The sequence below is a fragment of the Denitrificimonas halotolerans genome, from assembly GCF_034259425.1.
GTDB classification, from domain to species: Bacteria; Pseudomonadota; Gammaproteobacteria; order Pseudomonadales; family Pseudomonadaceae; genus Denitrificimonas; species Denitrificimonas halotolerans.
Window position 1 is genome coordinate 54,761 of sequence record NZ_JAXIVU010000008.1, and the last position, 18,286, is coordinate 73,046.

Here is an 18,286-nt window from a genome sequence, read left to right on the forward strand (position 1 = left end):
TTTAATGAGTACAAAAGAGTTTGCCACGGAAGAACACACAAAGCACAGAAGGTTAAGCAAAAGATAAGCTAAATGCTCACACTGCTGACTATTCCAACCCCATACCAGCCAACATTTGAGCATTTACCTTGTGCACATCATATTTTTCCTCTGCAATGCTGCGTGAGCGCTGCCCCATTTGCGCCATAAGCTGTGGCTGCTCAATAAAACGCAGCATTGCTTGCGCTAATGCATCGGCATCTTTAATAGGCACTAAAAAACCATTATCACCATCCACCACAGTTTCACGACAGCCCGGTGCATCCGTGGTAATCACAGCGCGCCCCATTGCCATAGCTTCTAACACCGTGCGCGGTGTGCCCTCTCGGTAAGATGGCAACACATAAACTGAACACTCAGCAATCGCTGGACGAACATCACTTAAGCGGCCTAGGAAATTAATCGTACCCGCAGCAATCCAGCTATCAAGCTCTGGCTGAGTGATGGTATTGGGGTTCGCATCAATCCAACCGACTAGATCAAATTGCGTGTCAGGATAACGCTGCTTTACTTGCTGCGCGGCTTGTACATATTCACGTACACCTTTATCGCCTAGCAAACGAGCAATCAATAAAAAGCGCGGCGCGCTCTCTGTAGACAGCGGAGCCACTTCAAATTGTGCAACATCCACACCGGAGCCATTGACCACACAAGATTGAGCCGCCGAACTCAGAATATTCAGCTGACGAAATAACGCCTCATCATCAGGGTTCTGAAAAAACACTGTGTGGCTACGTTTTAAAGCCGTACGATACAGCCCCTGCACCAAAGCCCTCACCTTACTGCGCTGGCCATCATCCTCACCGATAAAAGCAAAGCCTAAGCCTGTAATTAAAGCAAAACGCTGTGGCACCCGCGCTAACCAAGCCGCCAAAGTGCCATAAATAACCGGCTTGATGGTATAGCCCAGCACACACTGCGGTTTAATCTGACGCATCAATCGCCATAGGGCCAACATGGCTCTTAAATCAGCCAGAGGATTCATACCCGCACGCTGCATGGGAACATCGTGAGCAAGCACACCGAGCTTATTCAACTCGGCCATCACTTCGGCATTTGCCGTTAACTCAGGCGCAGCCACATGTACAGTTAAACCTTTGCTCAGCAGTGCTTGGATAAGGGGTTTGCGAAAAACGATTAAAGAATCTGCAAAGCCAGCAATCAGTAAAAACTTCATGTTTATTTAAACCTTGGGCCGCGAGGCAAGCGATTTGCAGATGCAGTTGTAGTAACAGCCGGTGCTGGCTTACGTTCTTTACCTATCAGCGAGATCAGTAAGAAAATGAGCATAGGCGTAAACATCCATTTTTGTCGCATGGCAATACCTAAGTTAGCACTTGTCATTGCTAACACTACCCACGCTAAACTTGCATATACCCACATAAACATACGATTCTCAGCAAATACCTGCACTTTCTTCTTAAATAACGAATAGCCACCAGCAATAAACAAATAGAGTAAAATTAAGTTATCAAGTGCCGCAGCTAAAGCAGTTATTGATCGAGCTTCAAAAATTAAAGGTCGAAACATATAAGTAAACAATTGCATCGGTAGGCTCATGCTAGAAATATCTACCCCACCACCGCCTTCCATATTGTGAGACTGCCGATTTTCTACATAGTCCATAATACCCTCAGCACTAGTAGGATCTGAAACACCTGCATACTGCAAAGCAAAAGGCACCATCACTGCTGCACCAACCATTGCGACAACACCTAACACTAGACGTTTAGCCAGATTGGTTTTCTTATCAAACATTACTGATACGGCTAGACCTATAACCATCATGCCAGCCATGTGTGGGCGAACTGTAAGCATAAAAAAAACAGCCAATACCATCAGCCACACTCGCTTGTTTAACTGCAAAGCAGCCCACATTGCTAAGCCCATGGCTAAAAACGAAATTGCATCTTTACCAATTGCTGATGACCAAAAACTCACTGAAGGCAAAAACACAATTATAGTTGCGAGCATTTTTAATAAATTAGACTTATTTCTTGTCGCCTGCTGCAAAGCTCTATCAAAAGCAAGGAGCCCGATCGAACCGAAAATATTAAAAACTAAAAAACAACTTAATATGCCAAAACCTAGCCCGTGTACTAATATACTCGTTAAGCCGTCTACAGCTGCAGTGCCAAATTCAAAATCAAAACGACCAATGACTGCTTTTCTATAGTAAGCAACAGAATCACCACCAAACTTTGTTACATAAGCCAAATAAATTAAGCAAAAAGCAGTATGCCAAAAATAAATTAAAAGCCCACGTTTATTTGACGACTTAAACACACCTGATATTTTCGCTGTTAAAAAAGCACCAGCAAGAAAAACTATAAAAGCACTGATAATCGACCAAGAGTTTTCAAACATAAAATCACTTTTTATTAAAAATAAATTACTGGTTTTCTAACCACGCTTGAAACATCAAGATATTCCAAAGATGATACTGCCAGTTCTTTTTGCCGCTTAAATGTTCAAGCCACATCGTTCGTATTGGTGCCGGATGAAAATACCCTTCTTGCCTTAAACGTTTTTCATCGAGCAAAGCTTCAGCCCATTCCCGTAAAGGCCCGCGCAGCCAACTTGCTAACGGAATGCCGAAACCGGCCTTAGGTCTTTCAATTAAATCTTTTGGCACATATTTATATAAAACTTGTCTTAATACCCACTTGCCTTGTCCATTACGGATTTTATATTCAAGAGGCATTTTCCACGCCAACTCGACAACACGGTGATCCAACATAGGTGTGCGGGTTTCTAAGCTGCTAGCCATTGCAGCCCGGTCAACCTTAACCAAAATATCATCGGACATGTAAGTCTGAGCATCCATTGCCATCATTGCATGCTCTAAACAGTCAGTTTTTGGCCAAGCAGAAGGATCTGTGAGAAGTGTAATGGGTTCTTGGCCATTAATCACAACGCTAGCTGGGTCTGTCCAGTGACTTGTGAGCTGTCTATAAAAAGCTTCTCCGCTAGACAGTGTTAACACTTCTGAAAGTTTACGAGCCTTTTCACCAGGTATAGATAACTGAAGCTTTTTAGGTAGAACGGGTTTGGCAAATTCAAACAGTTTATCCCAACTGTTTGGTGATAAAGAACGTAATCCTCCTGCAGCTAAATGCCTTACAAAACTAGGCATCTTCTGTACAGGTCCCCAAACTTTTTGAGCTGCAACGTAACGATTATAGCCGCCGAACAGCTCATCACCTGCATCACCACTCAGCGCAACAGAAACATGTTGTTTAGCTAACTGACTGACTAGAAAAGTGGGAATCTGCGAGCTATCTGCAAACGGTTCGCAATACATGTTGGCTAAATTAGGAATGACAGATAAAGCATCATCTGGTTGTACATAAAGTTCTGTATGTGCTGTACCAAGATGCTTAGCAACTGCCTTTGCATGCTCCGCTTCATTATAGCCAGGCTCATTAAAGCCCAAAGTAAATGTACGCACAGGCATATCAGATTGTGCTTGCATCAAAGCAACAATTGTTGAGCTGTCTACCCCACCACTCAAAAATGCACCTAGGGGTACATCAGCGAGCATTTGATCAGCAACACTCTTCTTAAGCTGCTCCTCTAAAGCATCAACTGCTGCTTCTGGGCTACCAACAAAAGGATTAGCCAACCCTTGTTCAACCACATTATTTAAAGACCAATAAGGCTTAGGAGTAGCAGCCTTAGATTGGCTCAAGTCGCCTTGCAAGGGGATTTGCAGTACATGGCCGGGCATCAGCTTTTGAATGCCCTTATAAATGCTATAAGGCGCAGGGATATAACAGTGGCGTAATAATAAAGTTAAAGCATCACGATCAATGACTGCCTCAAACTCAGGATGTGCTTTTATAGATTTAAGTTCAGATGCAAAAATCAATAAATCGTTAGACCAACCCCAGTACAGTGGCTTCTCACCCATGCGGTCACGAGCCAGCGTTAACACTTGCTCTTGCTTATCCCACACAGCAATTGCAAACATACCTATTGTTGCTTGCAAGGTTTTTTCGATACCCCATGCAACAAAGCAAGCCAGTAAAGTTTCAGTGTCAGAATGTCCGCGCCAGTTTATTACCAAGCCAGACTCAGCAAGCTGTTTACGTAAGGATTGATGATTGTAAATCTCACCATTTAAAACAAGTACATACCGGCCACATTCGGAAATCATCGGCTGATTGCCAGCACTACTTAACTCCTGTACCGCTAACCGACGATGCCCAAAAGCAAGGCCGAGCAAACTGTCCAGCCAAAATCCACCTGCATCTGGACCACGATGTTGAATTGAAAAATTCATCTGTTCTATTACAGACTGCATAGGAATTATAGAATGCGCATTAAAGAACCCATTTAAGCCACACATAGTTAAGTTATATCGCTCTTGATTATTTCATGAAATGTATGAGCTAAAATAGGTGCTTGGACTTGCAGAGAATACTTGGTTTCTACTGCTTCTCTTCCAGCATTACCAAGCTTTTTGCGTTCTTTATGTGAAGAAAGTAATACTTCCAAAGCTATGATCCACTCATCTGAAGTATCTGCAAGCAGACCACATTTACTGCCTTCAATAATATCCACATTAACTCCAACAGAAGAGCCAATCACAGGAACTGCGCAAGCCATATACTGAATCAATTTATAGCCACACTTACCTTTTTCCCATGGACCATCGGGTAACGGCATAATGCCAATATCCATTTTCCTGATAAGCTCTGATTCGGAAGCTTCACTCCAAGGCAAAACTTGTACGTCCAAGCCTTCTAGCTCAAGCGCAATATCAGCCGAAGCTCCAACTAACATAAGGCGTGCATTGTATTTATGACAGACTTCCAGCAAAGCATCGTAGATACCTACCACATATTTTTGTGTGGAAGGAGACCCTATCCAGCCAATAACTAAGCGCTGAGATACTACATCTTCTTTAGGTATATAGCGTGAACTATCAACAACCGTCGGTATTACTTTGACGACTTCTGCACCGGCCTTGTGTGCACGCTCCGCTAAGTAAGTGTTACCTGCAACCACACAGGCAGAACGCCTCATCACCACATCTATTTTTTTACCTAAAAACCTGCGAATCACTGGTTTAGGGGATAAATCATAGTTATGAAAAATCGCATCGTCATAGTCCACTACATAACGCTTGCCAATTAAAGCTAAGAAACGTTCAAAAACTGATGGTAAATATGGGAAAAGCTCGTATTCAATCCAAACTAAATCATAACGAAACACAGTACATAAAGTGAGCAAACGCTTAAAATAATAGCTCAAAATTGCTAAGCGTGAACGGCTACCTTTACTGTATAGATCTTTAAGGTAGGCCTCATCGAATAAGCTTTGAACAGTAAACTCAAAACCTTGCTGCTCAAGATAGGGTAGATATTGTAAAGTTCTTAGACGTGAGCTAGCACCCATACGTGGGTATTTAGTAAGCAATAATACTTTCATTTTCCAACCTGGCGCTGTTTAGTAGATTTAGCATCTAGTATTTTCTGATAAACAGCACGATAAGCTTCTATTCCATTTTCTAGAGAGAACACTACTTCCGCAGCATAGCGGCAACGTCTAGCCAATTCAGGGTCTTGCATTAAGATCTCCAGCTCATCTAAAGCTTGGTTCATATCGGCATCCGAACTGCTTTTAGCCAACACACCAACACGGTACCTTTCGATAATATGCGCCACATCACCAATACCAGCGTTGGCAATCACAGGTAAGCCACAACCGAGGATTTCTCCCATACGAGTAGGAGCACTTCCTATTTTTCCTAGCCCATCAGTAAAAAACATGACAGAAGCCGTTTGTGTTTGCACAGCTTTATGTACTTCATGCGATGGCAAGGGATAAACTTTCAACCTAGACTGAAGATCTTGATCTCCGCCAATTGCTTTACGAACTATTTCAGGGTTATCACGCGTAATCACTTCAAACTGGGCGTCAGGTTCACGCTTCGCTAACACTTTAAAACAAGCAGCTAACCAGTCCAAACGAAACCATCCACTGAGCACAGTACCTAAACAGCTATATACCTTAGGTTGATTAGGCCGCTTAGATATAGGCACAAAACGATTAAGATCTGCGCAAGTTGAAATGACAGATATTTTCTGGTTTTGAAGCTCTTGCGGGTATTCTTTTTTAAGATGAACAACCGCAGCATGAGTAAGCGACACCACAGTTGCTGCACGGGCTAAGCATTTGCGTTCTGCCCGAACAAGTAATTTATGCATTATTGAATCGCGTTTAATTCGTCCAGCTGTTATTAACTCCTCTGGCCATAAAGCACGCATATCAAAAATAAAAGGGGTGCCTTTTAGCTTATTAACAACTAAAGCAACTATTGTTGGTAGATATGAACGAGCATGAATAATATCAGCATTACCACGTGATACCTCACGCAAGCATAAATAAAGAAAAACCAGCATACTCCAAGCTGGTGCTATCACTTTAGGTTTATACATAAAACGCTGTGGTAACCAATGAATACCATGAGTTTTACAATCAGCATCGACTCTCGCAACTGCTGTTTTATCTGCCAAGTCTTCAGGTTTTTCAAAACTGATTAGTGTGATTTTGTAATCAGACGACAAACCTCTTAAATAAGACAGTACTTGACTTTGCCCAAGGGGTTCAAGCATTCCATTTCGAGTAATATAAAGAATGGCTGACTTACTCATGCTAATAATTTCCCTGCATTTTTGAAAACATTTAAAAATATCTAAAAATAAAGACTTTTGCTGAGCATTCAGCACTGTACGTTAATAATATAAATTAATCATTAGAGAGAAATATATCTAAATTTTCTGAATACCACATTTGAAACATTAAAATTGTCCATATTTTTCTATCATCATTTTTTTTCTCATAAAATAGTTTCAATAATTCAGAAACATAATCTGGGTTAAAAAAACCATATTTAACTAGACGCTCTTTACTTAAATAGTCATCCAACAAATACTTGAGATCACCACGAAGCCATGAATTAATAGGAATACCAAAGCCTTGTTTATTTCTTAAGAATAACTCTTCAGGGATGTAGCGCTTTAAAATCTTTTTTAATGCCTTCTTATTCTTTTTTTGGGAAATTTTCATTCCAGCAGCAAATTCAATAATTTTATGATCTAGTAGTGGCTCCCTACCTTCTAGAGAAACACTCATTGTAGCTCTATCAACTTTGACAAGCAGGTCATCTGGCAAATAACCTTTAAAATCAGAAATCATCATTTTCTCTAATTGAGAAGTTTCCACATAAGACTCTTTTTCAATAGAAAAATTATGTGATGTTAACTTTTTAATTTCTTCCTTACAAAAAACAAAACTAGAAGCCTTAAATGCTGTAGCTATATCATCATGCTCCAATACACTTTTAAACCTCATAAACTTAGTATAGAACTTTTCATTTATTCTATTCAAAAAAACCAAAGGTATTGGAATCAAATCTATTATTTTCAAAATAAGATTTTTAAATGGAAATTTATGAATAAATGGGAATCTTTTTTCCATTAGCGTATAACCCAAGTACCCACAAAATAATTCATCACCACCATCACCAGATAAAACAACAGATACTTTTTCTTTTGCAAGTTTAGATGCCAGAATTGTTGGTATGGCTGAGCTATCCCCAAATGGCTCATCAAAAGTTTTTGGTAAAATTTTAATAATTTCCAGTGCATCTTCTTTTTTGCAAATACGCTCTGTATGATTTGTTCCTAGATAATTCGCAATTTTTTTAGCGTGACCCGATTCATCATATTTTTCATCTTCAAAACCAATAGTAAAAGTATTAATTGGAGTATTACTATTTTTTTGAAGAATTGCTGCGACCAAAGAGCTATCTATACCACCACTAAGAAAAGCACCTATTGGAACATTTGATACTTTTCTTAGTTTGAAAGACTCAATAATTATATTCTCTAGCTCATTTAAATAATCTTCCGACTTCATCTTTATTTCAGAATAATAATCTTTTACATTCCAATAGCGCTCCAATTTAATATTTCTTGAAACAAGATCAAACTTTAAATAATGTCCAGGTAACAGCTTTTTAGCTGCTTTAAAAATAGTTCTTGGTGCATGAATATAACCAAAATATAGATAAGACGATACTGACTCGTAATCTATACTTTTATCAAAGGCAGAACACTTTAAAAAAGGCTTCAATTCACTTGAAAATATAAATTCAGTGTCTGTTATGAAATAATACAGCGGTTTCACACCTACACGATCACGAAAAACTGTGATTTCTTGCTTATGGAAATCATAAATTGCAAAAGCAAACATTCCACGAAACTTATCAATACTTTTAACGCCCCAACAGTGATAAGCCTTCAAAATCACTTCAGTGTCTGAATCAGACTTAAACTCATATCCATTTTCTATAAGTTCTTGTTGTATTTCTTTAAAATTATATATCTTTCCACCATGAATTATAGCCAGATCCTCATAAACCATCGGTTGATGACCCTTAGAGCTTAGATCCAAAATAGAGAGTCTTTTATGGCCTAATAAAATAGAGCAAGCATCATGAGAAAAAGACTCAACACCTTCACCGTCAGGTCCCCTATGCTTCATACTAGCTAGCATTTCTCTAAAAATATCGGTACTTATACTTTTTGTATGATCAACTAAACCTAGTAATCCACTCACTATTGAAAACTCCCTATGTATTGCTTTGCAATTTTATCAACTGAAAAATCAGCTGCACGACGCTTTAAAGCTTCTTTATCATGCTTTTGTTGCAAAGCTTCCAACATGGCTTGCGTTAAAGCTTCAGGATCATCAACAGGTACTAAAGTCCCGTATTTTCCATCCTCTAAAATTTCTCTTGGCCCAGATTTACAGTCAGTAGACACTATTGGTGTACCCACACTCATCGCTTCCACTATTACATTTCCAAACCCTTCGGAGTCAGAAGAAAGTACGAATAAATCAGCACATACATAATAAGGAGTTGGATCAGAAACAAATCCTGTTAATACTACATCCTGTTCAAGATTTAGCGATTTAATAAGCTCAGAGTATTCATCCCTCAACTCACCATCACCAACTATATAAAGTTTAGATTTGATTTTATTCCGCAACAATGAAAATGCTTCTATCAATAAAAAATGATTTTTAACTTCTGTATAACGCCCAACTGTTATAATTACTGGAATATCTTTAGCAAACCCCAAATCTTTACAATTAAAATCAAACTCATTACAGGATTGCGCAGGATTATATATCAATTCAATATCCTTGGAGGAAATACATGATAAATATGCAATATCTTCAACTACACCTTTTGATACACCTACCGTTTTATGCGCAATTCGGTAAGCTATTGCCATACTTGCCCGAAAAACAAAAAACTTAAAGATCCCCTTATTACTATACTGCTCTGACAATATTCCATGTTCACTTACAATACAAATAGTTTTTTTAAAACTTAAAAAAGTTGCTAATGATGCAATTACAGTCAAAGGCCACATTGCAGCAAGTAAAATATCTGGTTCTTCTTTTCTTATATAGCTTATTAAGAGTGAAAAAACATTCCTGAACTTAATTACATTTAGAGTTTTAACTGGAATTTCTTCAGGTACAAGATTCAGCAACCCTCCTTTTTTAGATAGCAACAAAAACTCTACTTGATTAGTCTTAGCTAGCTCTTTAGCTAAGACTAGTCGCATTTTCTCAGCTCCACCTTCTTTAAGGTTAGGAAGCAAAATTGTTATCTTTCGCACAGCAAATACCTTTCCATATTATAATTATTAAATAAATTATAGCTAACAAATTCTTTATCATTTAAAATATTTAATGGATAAAACTTATTAAATATTAATTGCTTAATTTCTGATTCGGGGTAATTCCACCAATGGCCAGGGCGGTCGGTAACATAGGTGATAAGTGACTTGTAAGTACCTAGCTCTTCGTTAGGCACTAATTCATCAAAAACTTCACAAATGGCATTCACCACATCAACATTTTTCCGTTCGTTCATGGCCGCCAATGTTGTACGTCTTAACCACTTCTCCTTCCATCAGCACTTTGCATAAAATTCGTGCGTGGTCTTCCACATATAGCCAATTGCGCATTTGTTCCCATTTTCCGTAAATAGGCAATGATTTACCTTCCAGGGTATTCAAAATAACTAACGGGATGAGTTGTTGTGGAAAATGAAAGGAGCCATAGTTATTTGAGCAAGTACCATAGGTGCGTAACCATGCTCTAACCAAATGATCCGAGCTTGCCTTACTGGCCGAATAGGGGCTACCGGGTGCATTCACAGTGGTTTCCATAAATAAATGCCTAGCTGCGCTTACTGTCTCGTTAGGATACGGTAGGTCCCCATACACTTCGTTTGTACTAATGTGGTGAATTTAATTTTATTTATATGGAGCCCTATATAACTACCAATAGCGTTTACTACGCATGATCACTTTATATTTAGAACACATCTATAGTAGAAAATGATTCTGCTGCAGAGTCTTTTTCGCTGACCAGTAATTCTTCAATCACCGGCCAATTGATTGCCAGTTCAACATCATTCCACTTAATCGCTCTTTCGCATTCCTTATCGTAAAAATCCGTCGTCTTGTACTGAAACTGAGTGTTATCTTCTAACGCTACAAAACCATGGGCAAAGCCTTCCGGTATCCAAAGCATGTGCTTATTCTTACTATTTAGCTCTGCACTTACCCATTGGCCAAAAGTCGCTGAGTCTGTACGGATATCAACAGCCACATCAAAGGCTGCTCCTTGGGTAACACGCACTAACTTACCTTGAGCATGAGGCGGTAATTGATAGTGCAAGCCTCGTAGTACGCCTTTTTTTGAACAAGAATGGTTATCTTGTACGAATGGTCTAGGAATAGGCAAACCTAATCTAGTCAATTCTTGATAAAAACGCTGCTCGTTGAAGCTCTCCATAAACCAGCCACGTTCATCCTCAAATACAGTTGGCTCAATAAGTACTACATCCGGTATTTTTGTTTGTATAAGTTTCATGCCCTGTACCCTAGTTTAATTAGATTTAACAAGTATTTCCCATAAGCATTTTTAGCTAATGGTTCAGCTAATGTTCGTACCTGTTCGGCATCAATAAAACCTTTTCGATAGGCAATTTCCTCTGGACAAGCAACTTTTAAGCCTTGGCGCTTTTCAATAGTTTGGATAAAAGAACTAGCTTCCATCAAACTCTCATGAGTCCCCGTATCTAACCATGCAAAACCGCGCCCCATAGTGACGACAGAAAGCTGCTTACGCTCTAAGTAGATCTTATTCACATCTGTGATTTCTAACTCACCACGATGCGAAGGCTTGATGCTTTTGGCGATTTCAATAACATCATTGTCATAAAAATAAAGGCCAGTCACTGCATAATTACTTTTAGGCTTGGTAGGTTTTTCTTCTAAGCTCAGAGCAGTACCTTGCTCATCAAACTCCACAACACCATAACGTTCTGGGTCATGTACATGGTAGGCAAATACAGTGGCACCTTCGTTTTGCGTACGAGCCACTTCTAACTCTTTTTGCAAGTCGTGGCCGAAGAAAATATTATCGCCAAGCACTAGTGCGCAGTTGTCATTACCAATAAAGTCTTCACCAATAATAAATGCCTGTGCTAAACCGTCTGGGCTAGGTTGCACTGCATATTCGATGCTTAAGCCCCACTGACCACCATCACCAAGTAATTGCTCAAAGCGCGGTGTATCTTGTGGTGTACTGATAATTAAGATGTCTTTAATCCCCGCCAGCATTAAAGTGCTGAGCGGATAATAAATCATTGGTTTGTCATATACAGGCAGTAGTTGCTTGCTCACTGTCATAGTGACTGGATACAGGCGCGTACCTGAGCCACCGGCCAGAATAATACCTTTACGTGTAGTCATTAGTTTTGTTCCATTATTTCAGTAAGCATGCGGGTTACACCCTGCTGCCAAGACGGTAATGTTAGGTCAAACACTCTAGTAATTTTCTGCGTGTTTAACCGTGAATTAAGTGGGCGCTGGGCTGGAGTGACATAACCAGCCGTAGTAATAGCCTTTAGTGTTTTGAGCTTTAACTCCACCCCTTGCTTTGCAGCAAAGGCAAACACATAGGCTGCATAATCATGCCAGCTTGTTTCTCCACTGGCGGCCAAATGATAAATACCAGCTATAGTTCTATCGGACTGAGCGCTTACTACAGTGCGAATCGCATGAGCTGTGCAATCCGCTATAAGCTCTGCACTGGTTGGCGCACCAATTTGGTCGTTAATTACACCAAGTTCAGGGCGCTCTTTAGCCAAGCGCAACATAGTTTTTGCAAAATTATTACCGCGAGCAGCATAAACCCAACTAGTTCTAAAAATAAGATGTTGCGGGCAGTTTTCTTTAATAAATTTCTCGCCTGCAAGTTTACTCGCTCCATATATATTTAAGGGGCTCGTTTTATCTTCTTCTTCCCACGGTTTACTTCTCTGCCCATCAAAAACATAGTCGGTAGAATAATGTACTAACCAAGCACCTATTTTTTTAGCTTCTTGGGCTAATATTAATACTGTATCGGCATTTATTTGCTGAGCTTGTTTTTGTTCACTTTCAGCCTTATCAACCGCAGTATATGCAGCAGCATTGACTATGACATCGGGCTGTATTTGTTGAATAGTCTTAGCTATTCCATCAGGTTTTAAAAAGTCACCGCAATAGTTTTCAGAATCAGAGCTGAGTGCTATTACCTCACCCAATGGTGCAAGTGCACGTTGTAATTCCCAACCTACCTGCCCGCTTTTGCCAAATAATAAAATCTTCATTTGTTTATTACACAGTTCCTAAACGCTCACGCTGGTAGCTGCCGTCTTGCACCCGTTGGCACCATTTTTGGTTGTCGAGGTACCACTGCACGGTTTTACGAATGCCCGATTCAAAGGTTTCCTCTGGTTTCCAACCAAGTTCTTTAGCAATCTTACTAGCATCAATGGCGTAGCGGCGGTCATGGCCTGGGCGGTCGGTGACATAAGTAATTAAGTCTTTGTATGAGTTTGTAGGCGTGTTGACGGAGGCATGGCCTCCTCCTACAGGCACGAGCTCATCAAGGATTTCGCAGATGGTTTCAACCACTTCTATATTTTGTAGCTCGTTATGGCCGCCGATGTTGTAGGTTTCGCCTACCTCTCCTTCCATCAGCACTTTACATAAAGCGCGTGCGTGGTCTTCTACATAGAGCCAATCTCGGATTTGGTCGCCTTTGCCGTAAATAGGTAATGGCTTGCCTTCTAGGGCGTTAAGTATTACCAGCGGTATTAGTTTTTCTGGAAAGTGGTAAGGGCCGTAGTTGTTCGAGCAGTTAGTGATTAGCGTTGGAAAACCGTAGGTGCGAAGCCAAGCGCGTACTAAATGGTCGGAACTAGCCTTGCTGGCTGAATAAGGGCTGCTCGGCGCGTAGGGAGTGGTTTCTAGGAACAAGTGGTTAACTGCATCATCAGCATCACTGGGGTGCGGTAAATCGCCGTATACTTCATCTGTGCTGATGTGGTGAAAACGAAACGTTTGCTTACGCTGTTCTTCTAGCTCATTCCAGTAGGCTCTGGCAGCTTCTAGCAAGTTATACGTACCTACGATATTGGTTTGGATAAATTCTGCTGGGCCATCTATAGAGCGGTCCACATGGCTTTCTGCAGCCAAATGCATCACTGCATCGGGCTGGTGTTGTTTGAAAACGCGCTCTAGCTCAGCACGATGACAGATATCCACATGCTCAAAAACGTAGCGTTTGTTATTACTCACTTCGGCCAAAGATTCGAGGTTACCTGCGTAGGTGAGCTTATCTAGGTTTACTACTTTGTGTTCGGTGTTGTTAATGAGGTGGCGCACTACGGCTGAACCTATAAAGCCGGCGCCACCTGTTACTAATATTTTCATTTACTTACCAACCTTAAAGCTAATTAAATAAGTCTATTCAAATCCCAAAAACATAAAGCCTGCATTAAGTTACTTCTTAATTCGAACCCAACCTATAAAATCGAGTTAACCCTATAGATTTTCTGCTTTTGAAAAATCCATCCAACTACTTTTAATCAACCTTATTTCCTAGCAATATGACGATAAAACCAAAATACAGTAAACGATCATCAGCGCGGGACATCTATTTGCTTGGCTTGAGGAATGACTTCATCGCTTATAATTACCTGCTGCTGTTACATTTTAAAAAGAAGGAGATTTTTTAAAAGCTCGCGCACTAACAACTGTAACTATTACATAAAGAACTAAATATGAGATTGCTGTCACTAATGAGTAAAGAGCAACCGCCAGTAGTGCACTTTCATACAGATAACTTGCGACCCATAACACTAAAGTTTTCAACCCTAGAAAAACGAGTTCATATATCAAAAAAATCCCCTGCATTTTTATAACTGGAATAGTTGCGATTAGAGGCCGTGCAGCTAATGAGATCAAAACCCATAATGCCATCCATTGCGCATACTGGCCTGCTATATACCACTCAGCTCCAAAAACTAGCCCAAATACATAGGGACCAAAAAGCATAATGAAGGTAAAAGGCAGTAAGCCAACCATAAAAGTAACAACTGTAGCTTTATTTAAAAGCTGGATATGATCTTCACCCCTATTTACCGCTTCCGCAATGCGTGGATAAAAGACATTGCCCACTGAGCTACCTATTAGCAATGCTGGTGCTGACAAAGCAGACATACCTAAAGAGAAAAAACCCGCTACAACCGGCCCAAAAAAGCTAGCTAAAATTAATACAGGCAAACTCTGCGATATTGCGTTAATCCAAATTTGTGGGGTTCGATACAAAGGAAAATCACGATGCTCATACGCCAAAACTTTTAAATCAATATTCTTTTCTGCTAGTTTATCTATTCGCCCATCTTTATCTGCCCATCTCTTAGCCCCAAACCACAACTGTACTGTATATAAGGCACTACCCAACGTAGCTAAAATAATCAACACAGAACCAATAGGCCAAAACCAACCCAAACCCACCTTTGAGCTATTGAGAATTAACGACTGCGAAACGGCAATTCGAGCTGTAACTTTGAACTGTTTTTTACGTATTAGCCATTGCTGCATGATTTGCTGCAATGCGCTAAAAAGCATCGCTAAAGGAATAAGTAGCATAAAGCTGGTAATGGCTTGCATGCCCAGTAGAGCGGCTATTTGCTCACCACCTAAAAGCAAGACCACAGTTAAAACAAGAGCCATCACTAAAGCGATGCAAAAGCTCAGCTTTGCAATGCCTTTGGCATCATCATCGGACTTCGGCAGCACAATGGCAATTGGATACGCCAACGCAGCTAAAGGTGTGACAAAACCCAGCACAGCCATAAAAGTGCCCAACAAGCCAAATGCTTCTGGTCCATACATCCGTGTAATGATGGGTGAGAAGGCTAGGTTGATAGCTTGTGCGCCAGCCGTCCCAGTTGCCACAAGCACCACATTCCGCACAAACTTACTTTTAGTTAACTGTTTAATCAATTTTTTCTCTATATGGTGCAGTGCCGTTTAATTCACACTTTTTTAATTCGATTAGGGTGTTAAACCAGCTGACTAGTCTCACCCCACACAGCATTTCAGCGTATCTTTAAAGACTATTAATCAGTCAGTATTGAAATTCGTGAAGAACAACCTATGCAATTCAATCAATAATTAACCCAAAAACTTCACATACCAAGGCATCGCTTCTGCAATCCCTTCGCTAATTCTATGGCTAGGCTCGTAACCTAACAGCGTTTTTGCTTTGCTTACGTCTGCTTGTGAGTGGCGTACGTCGCCTTCTCTAAATTCACGGTAGGTGGGCGTTTGTGTGTAGTTGATGCCGTTGTCTTTTAATGCGCTTTGAATGGCTTCAAACAGTTGGTTTAATGTTGTGCGGTCGCCTACGGCTACGTTGTACACTTGGTTTTTAGCATCTGGGTTTTTAGTGGTGGCGGCCAATAGGTTGGCTTGTACGGTGTTTTCTATGTAGCAGAAGTCGCGGCTGGTTTCGCCATCGCCATTGATAAACACGGGCTCGCCTTGAATCATTGCTGCAGTCCATTTTGGAATCACTGCTGCATAAGCGCCGTTCGGATCTTGGCGTTTGCCAAACACATTAAAGTAACGCAGGCCAATGCAGTTAAAGCCGTAGGTTTTAGCAAACACATCAGCGTAGAGCTCATTGACGTATTTAGTTACTGCATAAGGCGATAGTGGTTTGCCGATATTGTCTTCAACTTTAGGCAGCGCTGGGTGATCACCGTAAGTGGAGCTGCTGGCGGCGTAGGTGAAGCTCTGTACCTTCGCGTCACGTGCAGCCACCAGCATATTTAAAAAGCCGGTGATGTTGGCGCTGTTGGTAGTGATAGGGTCAGCAATGGAGCGTGGCACTGAGCCTAATGCGGCTTGGTGCAATACGTAGTCCACACCGGCGCAGGCTTTGTGGCAGTCATCGAGGTTACGAATATCGCCTTCCATAAAGCTGAAGTTGGCCCACTGTTCGGCGCTGACCAGCGTTTGTACTTCGTCCAAGTTGTATTGATGGCCAGTGGCAAAGTTATCCAGGCCGATGACCTTTTGGTTGAGTTTAAGCAGGGTTTCTAACAGGTTGGAGCCAATAAAGCCTGCAACGCCGGTGATGAGCCAAGTTTTGGGTTGCTGTAGGAGCTGTGTAAGCCGTTGCTGGTAAGGGGTTGTCATCTGTTGTGTCCAAGGTTGCATGTGTCGCCCCTAAAGGGCGACTGACATGAGGTTGTCAAATAAATGGGCGCTTTACCGGCCGCCCTCAGGCGGCACAAGTATTACAGGCGCAAGTCAGACTCTTCCGCAGTGAGGAGGTATTTTAAATCGTAAAGGATGTGCTCTGTTTGACCTAAGGCACGGATTTGGCCAGCACCCATGTCCTTAAACGCTTGGTGGCCTACGGCCAGTACTACGGCATCGTAAGTGTCTTGTTGCGGTGCGCTGATGGGGCTGATGTTGTATTCCCGCTCGGCTTCGGTTGGGTCCACCCAGGGGTCGAACACATCCACCGCAATGCCGTATTCTTGCAGCTCTTTAACTATATCCACCACCCGGGTGTTGCGCAGGTCGGGGCAGTTTTCTTTAAAGGTTAAGCCCATGATCAGCACCCGTGCCCCTTGCACATGAATGCGTTTTTTGAGCATGGCTTTAACCAGTTGGCTGACCACATAGGCGCCCATGCCATCGTTGAGGCGACGGCCAGAGAGGATGATCTCCGGTTGGTAGCCAATGCTTTGTGCTTTGTGGGTTAAGTAGTAGGGGTCCACACCAATGCAGTGGCCGCCCACCAAACCAGGGCGGAAGGGTAAGAAATTCCACTTGGTGCCGGCAGCTTCTAAAACAGCTTCGGTATCAATGCCCAGCTTATTAAAAATAATTGCCAGCTCATTGATTAACGCGATATTCACATCACGCTGGGTGTTTTCAATCACTTTCGCCGCTTCTGCAACTTTAATGCTGCTGGCTTTGTGCGTGCCGACGGTAATGATTTCGTTGTACAGCGCATCCACCAAGTCAGCGACTTCTGGCGTTGAGCCTGCCGTGACTTTTTTGATATTGGTGACACGGTGTTCTTTATCGCCTGGGTTAATCCGCTCTGGGCTGTAACCGGCGTAGAATTCTTGGTTAAAGGTTAAGCCTGATACACGTTCTAATACGGGTACACAGTCGTCTTCGGTGGCACCTGGGTAAACGGTGGATTCATAAATAACGATATCGCCTTTTTTCAGCGCTTTACCGATGGTTTCGGAGGCTTTGATCAGTGGCGTTAAGTCGGGCTGTTTGTGCTCGTTGATTGGCGTGGGCACGGTGACGATATAGACGTTGCAATCTTGGAGGTCATCTAAGCTGGCGGTGTAGCTTAGGCCATTTGCTTCGGCGAGTTCTGCATCGCTAACTTCTAAAGTAGCGTCATGCCCGGCTTTGAGCGCGTCAATGCGCGGTTGGTTAATATCAAAGCCTACAACACTGCGTTTTTTGCCAAATTCAACGGCTAGAGGTAGGCCAACGTAACCTAAGCCGATAACGGCGAGTTTGATATTTTTCAGATTTAACAGAGCCATAGCGTTTTTTAGTCCTATATATCCATATGTATTACATGATTGCTGTCAGTGCTAAATACTTACACAGACATGCTACCGCCCTAGGGTTGTTCGCGAATCATCCCCAAGGCGCATCGTATTTGAGCTGTGTGGCTGGGCTAACTTGCGTGTAACTCAGCCAGTTCTATCAATACTTTTTTGCTGGCCCAGCAGGCTGCTGCGCTGTTGCAGGTCTTCGAT

At 41.6% G+C, this 18,286-nt stretch carries 14 protein-coding genes and 1 pseudogene; all 15 read right to left on the reverse strand.

The window, feature by feature from the left end; all coding sequences use genetic code 11:
- Nucleotides 1-88: 88 nt before the first annotated feature.
- Nucleotides 89-1,216, reverse strand: coding sequence for a glycosyltransferase family 4 protein (locus TOI97_RS07480; RefSeq protein WP_321553501.1), 1,128 nt, complete (start codon nt 1,214-1,216; stop codon nt 89-91).
- Between the two features lie 2 nt (nt 1,217-1,218).
- Nucleotides 1,219-2,406, reverse strand: a complete 1,188-nt coding sequence (locus TOI97_RS07485) for a hypothetical protein (RefSeq protein ID WP_321553502.1) — start codon at nt 2,404-2,406, stop codon at nt 1,219-1,221.
- A gap of 25 nt (nt 2,407-2,431) precedes the next feature.
- Entirely contained in the window at nt 2,432-4,390 is a 1,959-nt protein-coding gene (gene asnB / locus TOI97_RS07490; protein ID WP_321553503.1) for an asparagine synthase (glutamine-hydrolyzing), read from the reverse strand.
- A gap of 2 nt (nt 4,391-4,392) precedes the next feature.
- The gene (locus TOI97_RS07495) at nt 4,393-5,475 is read right to left on the reverse strand and encodes a glycosyltransferase family 4 protein (RefSeq protein ID WP_321553504.1); all 1,083 of its coding nucleotides are present in this window, start codon (nt 5,473-5,475) and stop codon (nt 4,393-4,395) included.
- Entirely contained in the window at nt 5,472-6,776 is a 1,305-nt protein-coding gene (locus tag TOI97_RS07500; RefSeq protein WP_321553505.1) for a glycosyltransferase, read from the reverse strand. Before TOI97_RS07500 ends, TOI97_RS07495 begins: the two co-directional genes overlap by 4 nt.
- Before the next feature lie 19 nt (nt 6,777-6,795).
- Nucleotides 6,796-8,670, reverse strand: a complete 1,875-nt coding sequence (gene asnB, locus TOI97_RS07505) for an asparagine synthase (glutamine-hydrolyzing) (RefSeq protein WP_321553506.1) — start codon at nt 8,668-8,670, stop codon at nt 6,796-6,798.
- Nucleotides 8,670-9,746, reverse strand: coding sequence for a glycosyltransferase (locus TOI97_RS07510; protein WP_321553507.1), 1,077 nt, complete (start codon nt 9,744-9,746; stop codon nt 8,670-8,672). The genes asnB (TOI97_RS07505) and TOI97_RS07510 overlap by 1 nt, the downstream gene beginning before the upstream one ends.
- 119 nt (nt 9,747-9,865) lie before the next feature.
- Nucleotides 9,866-10,379, reverse strand: a pseudogene (locus tag TOI97_RS07515) (GDP-mannose 4,6-dehydratase); the annotation flags it as partial.
- 70 nt (nt 10,380-10,449) lie between these two features.
- Nucleotides 10,450-11,010: a dTDP-4-dehydrorhamnose 3,5-epimerase gene (rfbC, locus tag TOI97_RS07520; RefSeq protein ID WP_321553508.1), complete on the reverse strand. Its 561-nt coding sequence runs from the start codon at nt 11,008-11,010 to the stop codon at nt 10,450-10,452.
- Entirely contained in the window at nt 11,007-11,894 is an 888-nt protein-coding gene (gene rfbA, locus TOI97_RS07525; protein ID WP_321553509.1) for a glucose-1-phosphate thymidylyltransferase RfbA, read from the reverse strand. The genes rfbC and rfbA overlap by 4 nt, the downstream gene beginning before the upstream one ends.
- The gene (rfbD, locus tag TOI97_RS07530) at nt 11,894-12,796 is read right to left on the reverse strand and encodes a dTDP-4-dehydrorhamnose reductase (protein ID WP_321553510.1); all 903 of its coding nucleotides are present in this window, start codon (nt 12,794-12,796) and stop codon (nt 11,894-11,896) included. The genes rfbA and rfbD overlap by 1 nt, the downstream gene beginning before the upstream one ends.
- A gap of 7 nt (nt 12,797-12,803) precedes the next feature.
- Nucleotides 12,804-13,904, reverse strand: a complete 1,101-nt coding sequence (rfbB, locus tag TOI97_RS07535) for a dTDP-glucose 4,6-dehydratase (RefSeq protein WP_321553511.1) — start codon at nt 13,902-13,904, stop codon at nt 12,804-12,806.
- Nucleotides 13,905-14,186: 282 nt separating this feature from the next.
- Nucleotides 14,187-15,482, reverse strand: coding sequence for a lipopolysaccharide biosynthesis protein (locus TOI97_RS07540; RefSeq protein ID WP_321553512.1), 1,296 nt, complete (start codon nt 15,480-15,482; stop codon nt 14,187-14,189).
- Nucleotides 15,483-15,653: 171 nt separating this feature from the next.
- On the reverse strand, nt 15,654-16,703 hold the full coding sequence (locus TOI97_RS07545; RefSeq protein WP_407651333.1) for an NAD-dependent epimerase/dehydratase family protein: 1,050 nt from the start codon (nt 16,701-16,703) through the stop codon (nt 15,654-15,656).
- An 80-nt stretch (nt 16,704-16,783) separates the two neighbouring features.
- Complete coding sequence (gene tviB, locus TOI97_RS07550) at nt 16,784-18,067, reverse strand: Vi polysaccharide biosynthesis UDP-N-acetylglucosamine C-6 dehydrogenase TviB (RefSeq protein ID WP_407651334.1); 1,284 nt, start codon at nt 18,065-18,067, stop codon at nt 16,784-16,786.
- Nucleotides 18,068-18,286 lie beyond the last annotated feature (219 nt).

Bases quoted from the DNA above. Each gene is read 5' to 3' on its own strand.
- TOI97_RS07480 (WP_321553501.1), bottom strand. From the start codon at position 1,216: ATGAAGTTTTTACTGATTGCTGGCTTTGCAGATTCTTTAATCGTTTTT.
- TOI97_RS07485 (WP_321553502.1), bottom strand. From the start codon at position 2,406: ATGTTTGAAAACTCTTGGTCGATTATCAGTGCTTTTATAGTTTTTCTT.
- asnB (WP_321553503.1), bottom strand. From the start codon at position 4,390: ATGTGTGGCTTAAATGGGTTCTTTAATGCGCATTCTATAATTCCTATG.
- TOI97_RS07495 (WP_321553504.1), bottom strand. From the start codon at position 5,475: ATGAAAGTATTATTGCTTACTAAATACCCACGTATGGGTGCTAGCTCA.
- rfbC (WP_321553508.1), bottom strand. From the start codon at position 11,010: ATGAAACTTATACAAACAAAAATACCGGATGTAGTACTTATTGAGCCA.
- rfbA (WP_321553509.1), bottom strand. From the start codon at position 11,894: ATGACTACACGTAAAGGTATTATTCTGGCCGGTGGCTCAGGTACGCGC.
- rfbD (WP_321553510.1), bottom strand. From the start codon at position 12,796: ATGAAGATTTTATTATTTGGCAAAAGCGGGCAGGTAGGTTGGGAATTA.
- rfbB (WP_321553511.1), bottom strand. From the start codon at position 13,904: ATGAAAATATTAGTAACAGGTGGCGCCGGCTTTATAGGTTCAGCCGTA.
- TOI97_RS07545 (WP_407651333.1), bottom strand. From the start codon at position 16,703: ATGCAACCTTGGACACAACAGATGACAACCCCTTACCAGCAACGGCTT.
- tviB (WP_407651334.1), bottom strand. From the start codon at position 18,067: ATGGCTCTGTTAAATCTGAAAAATATCAAACTCGCCGTTATCGGCTTA.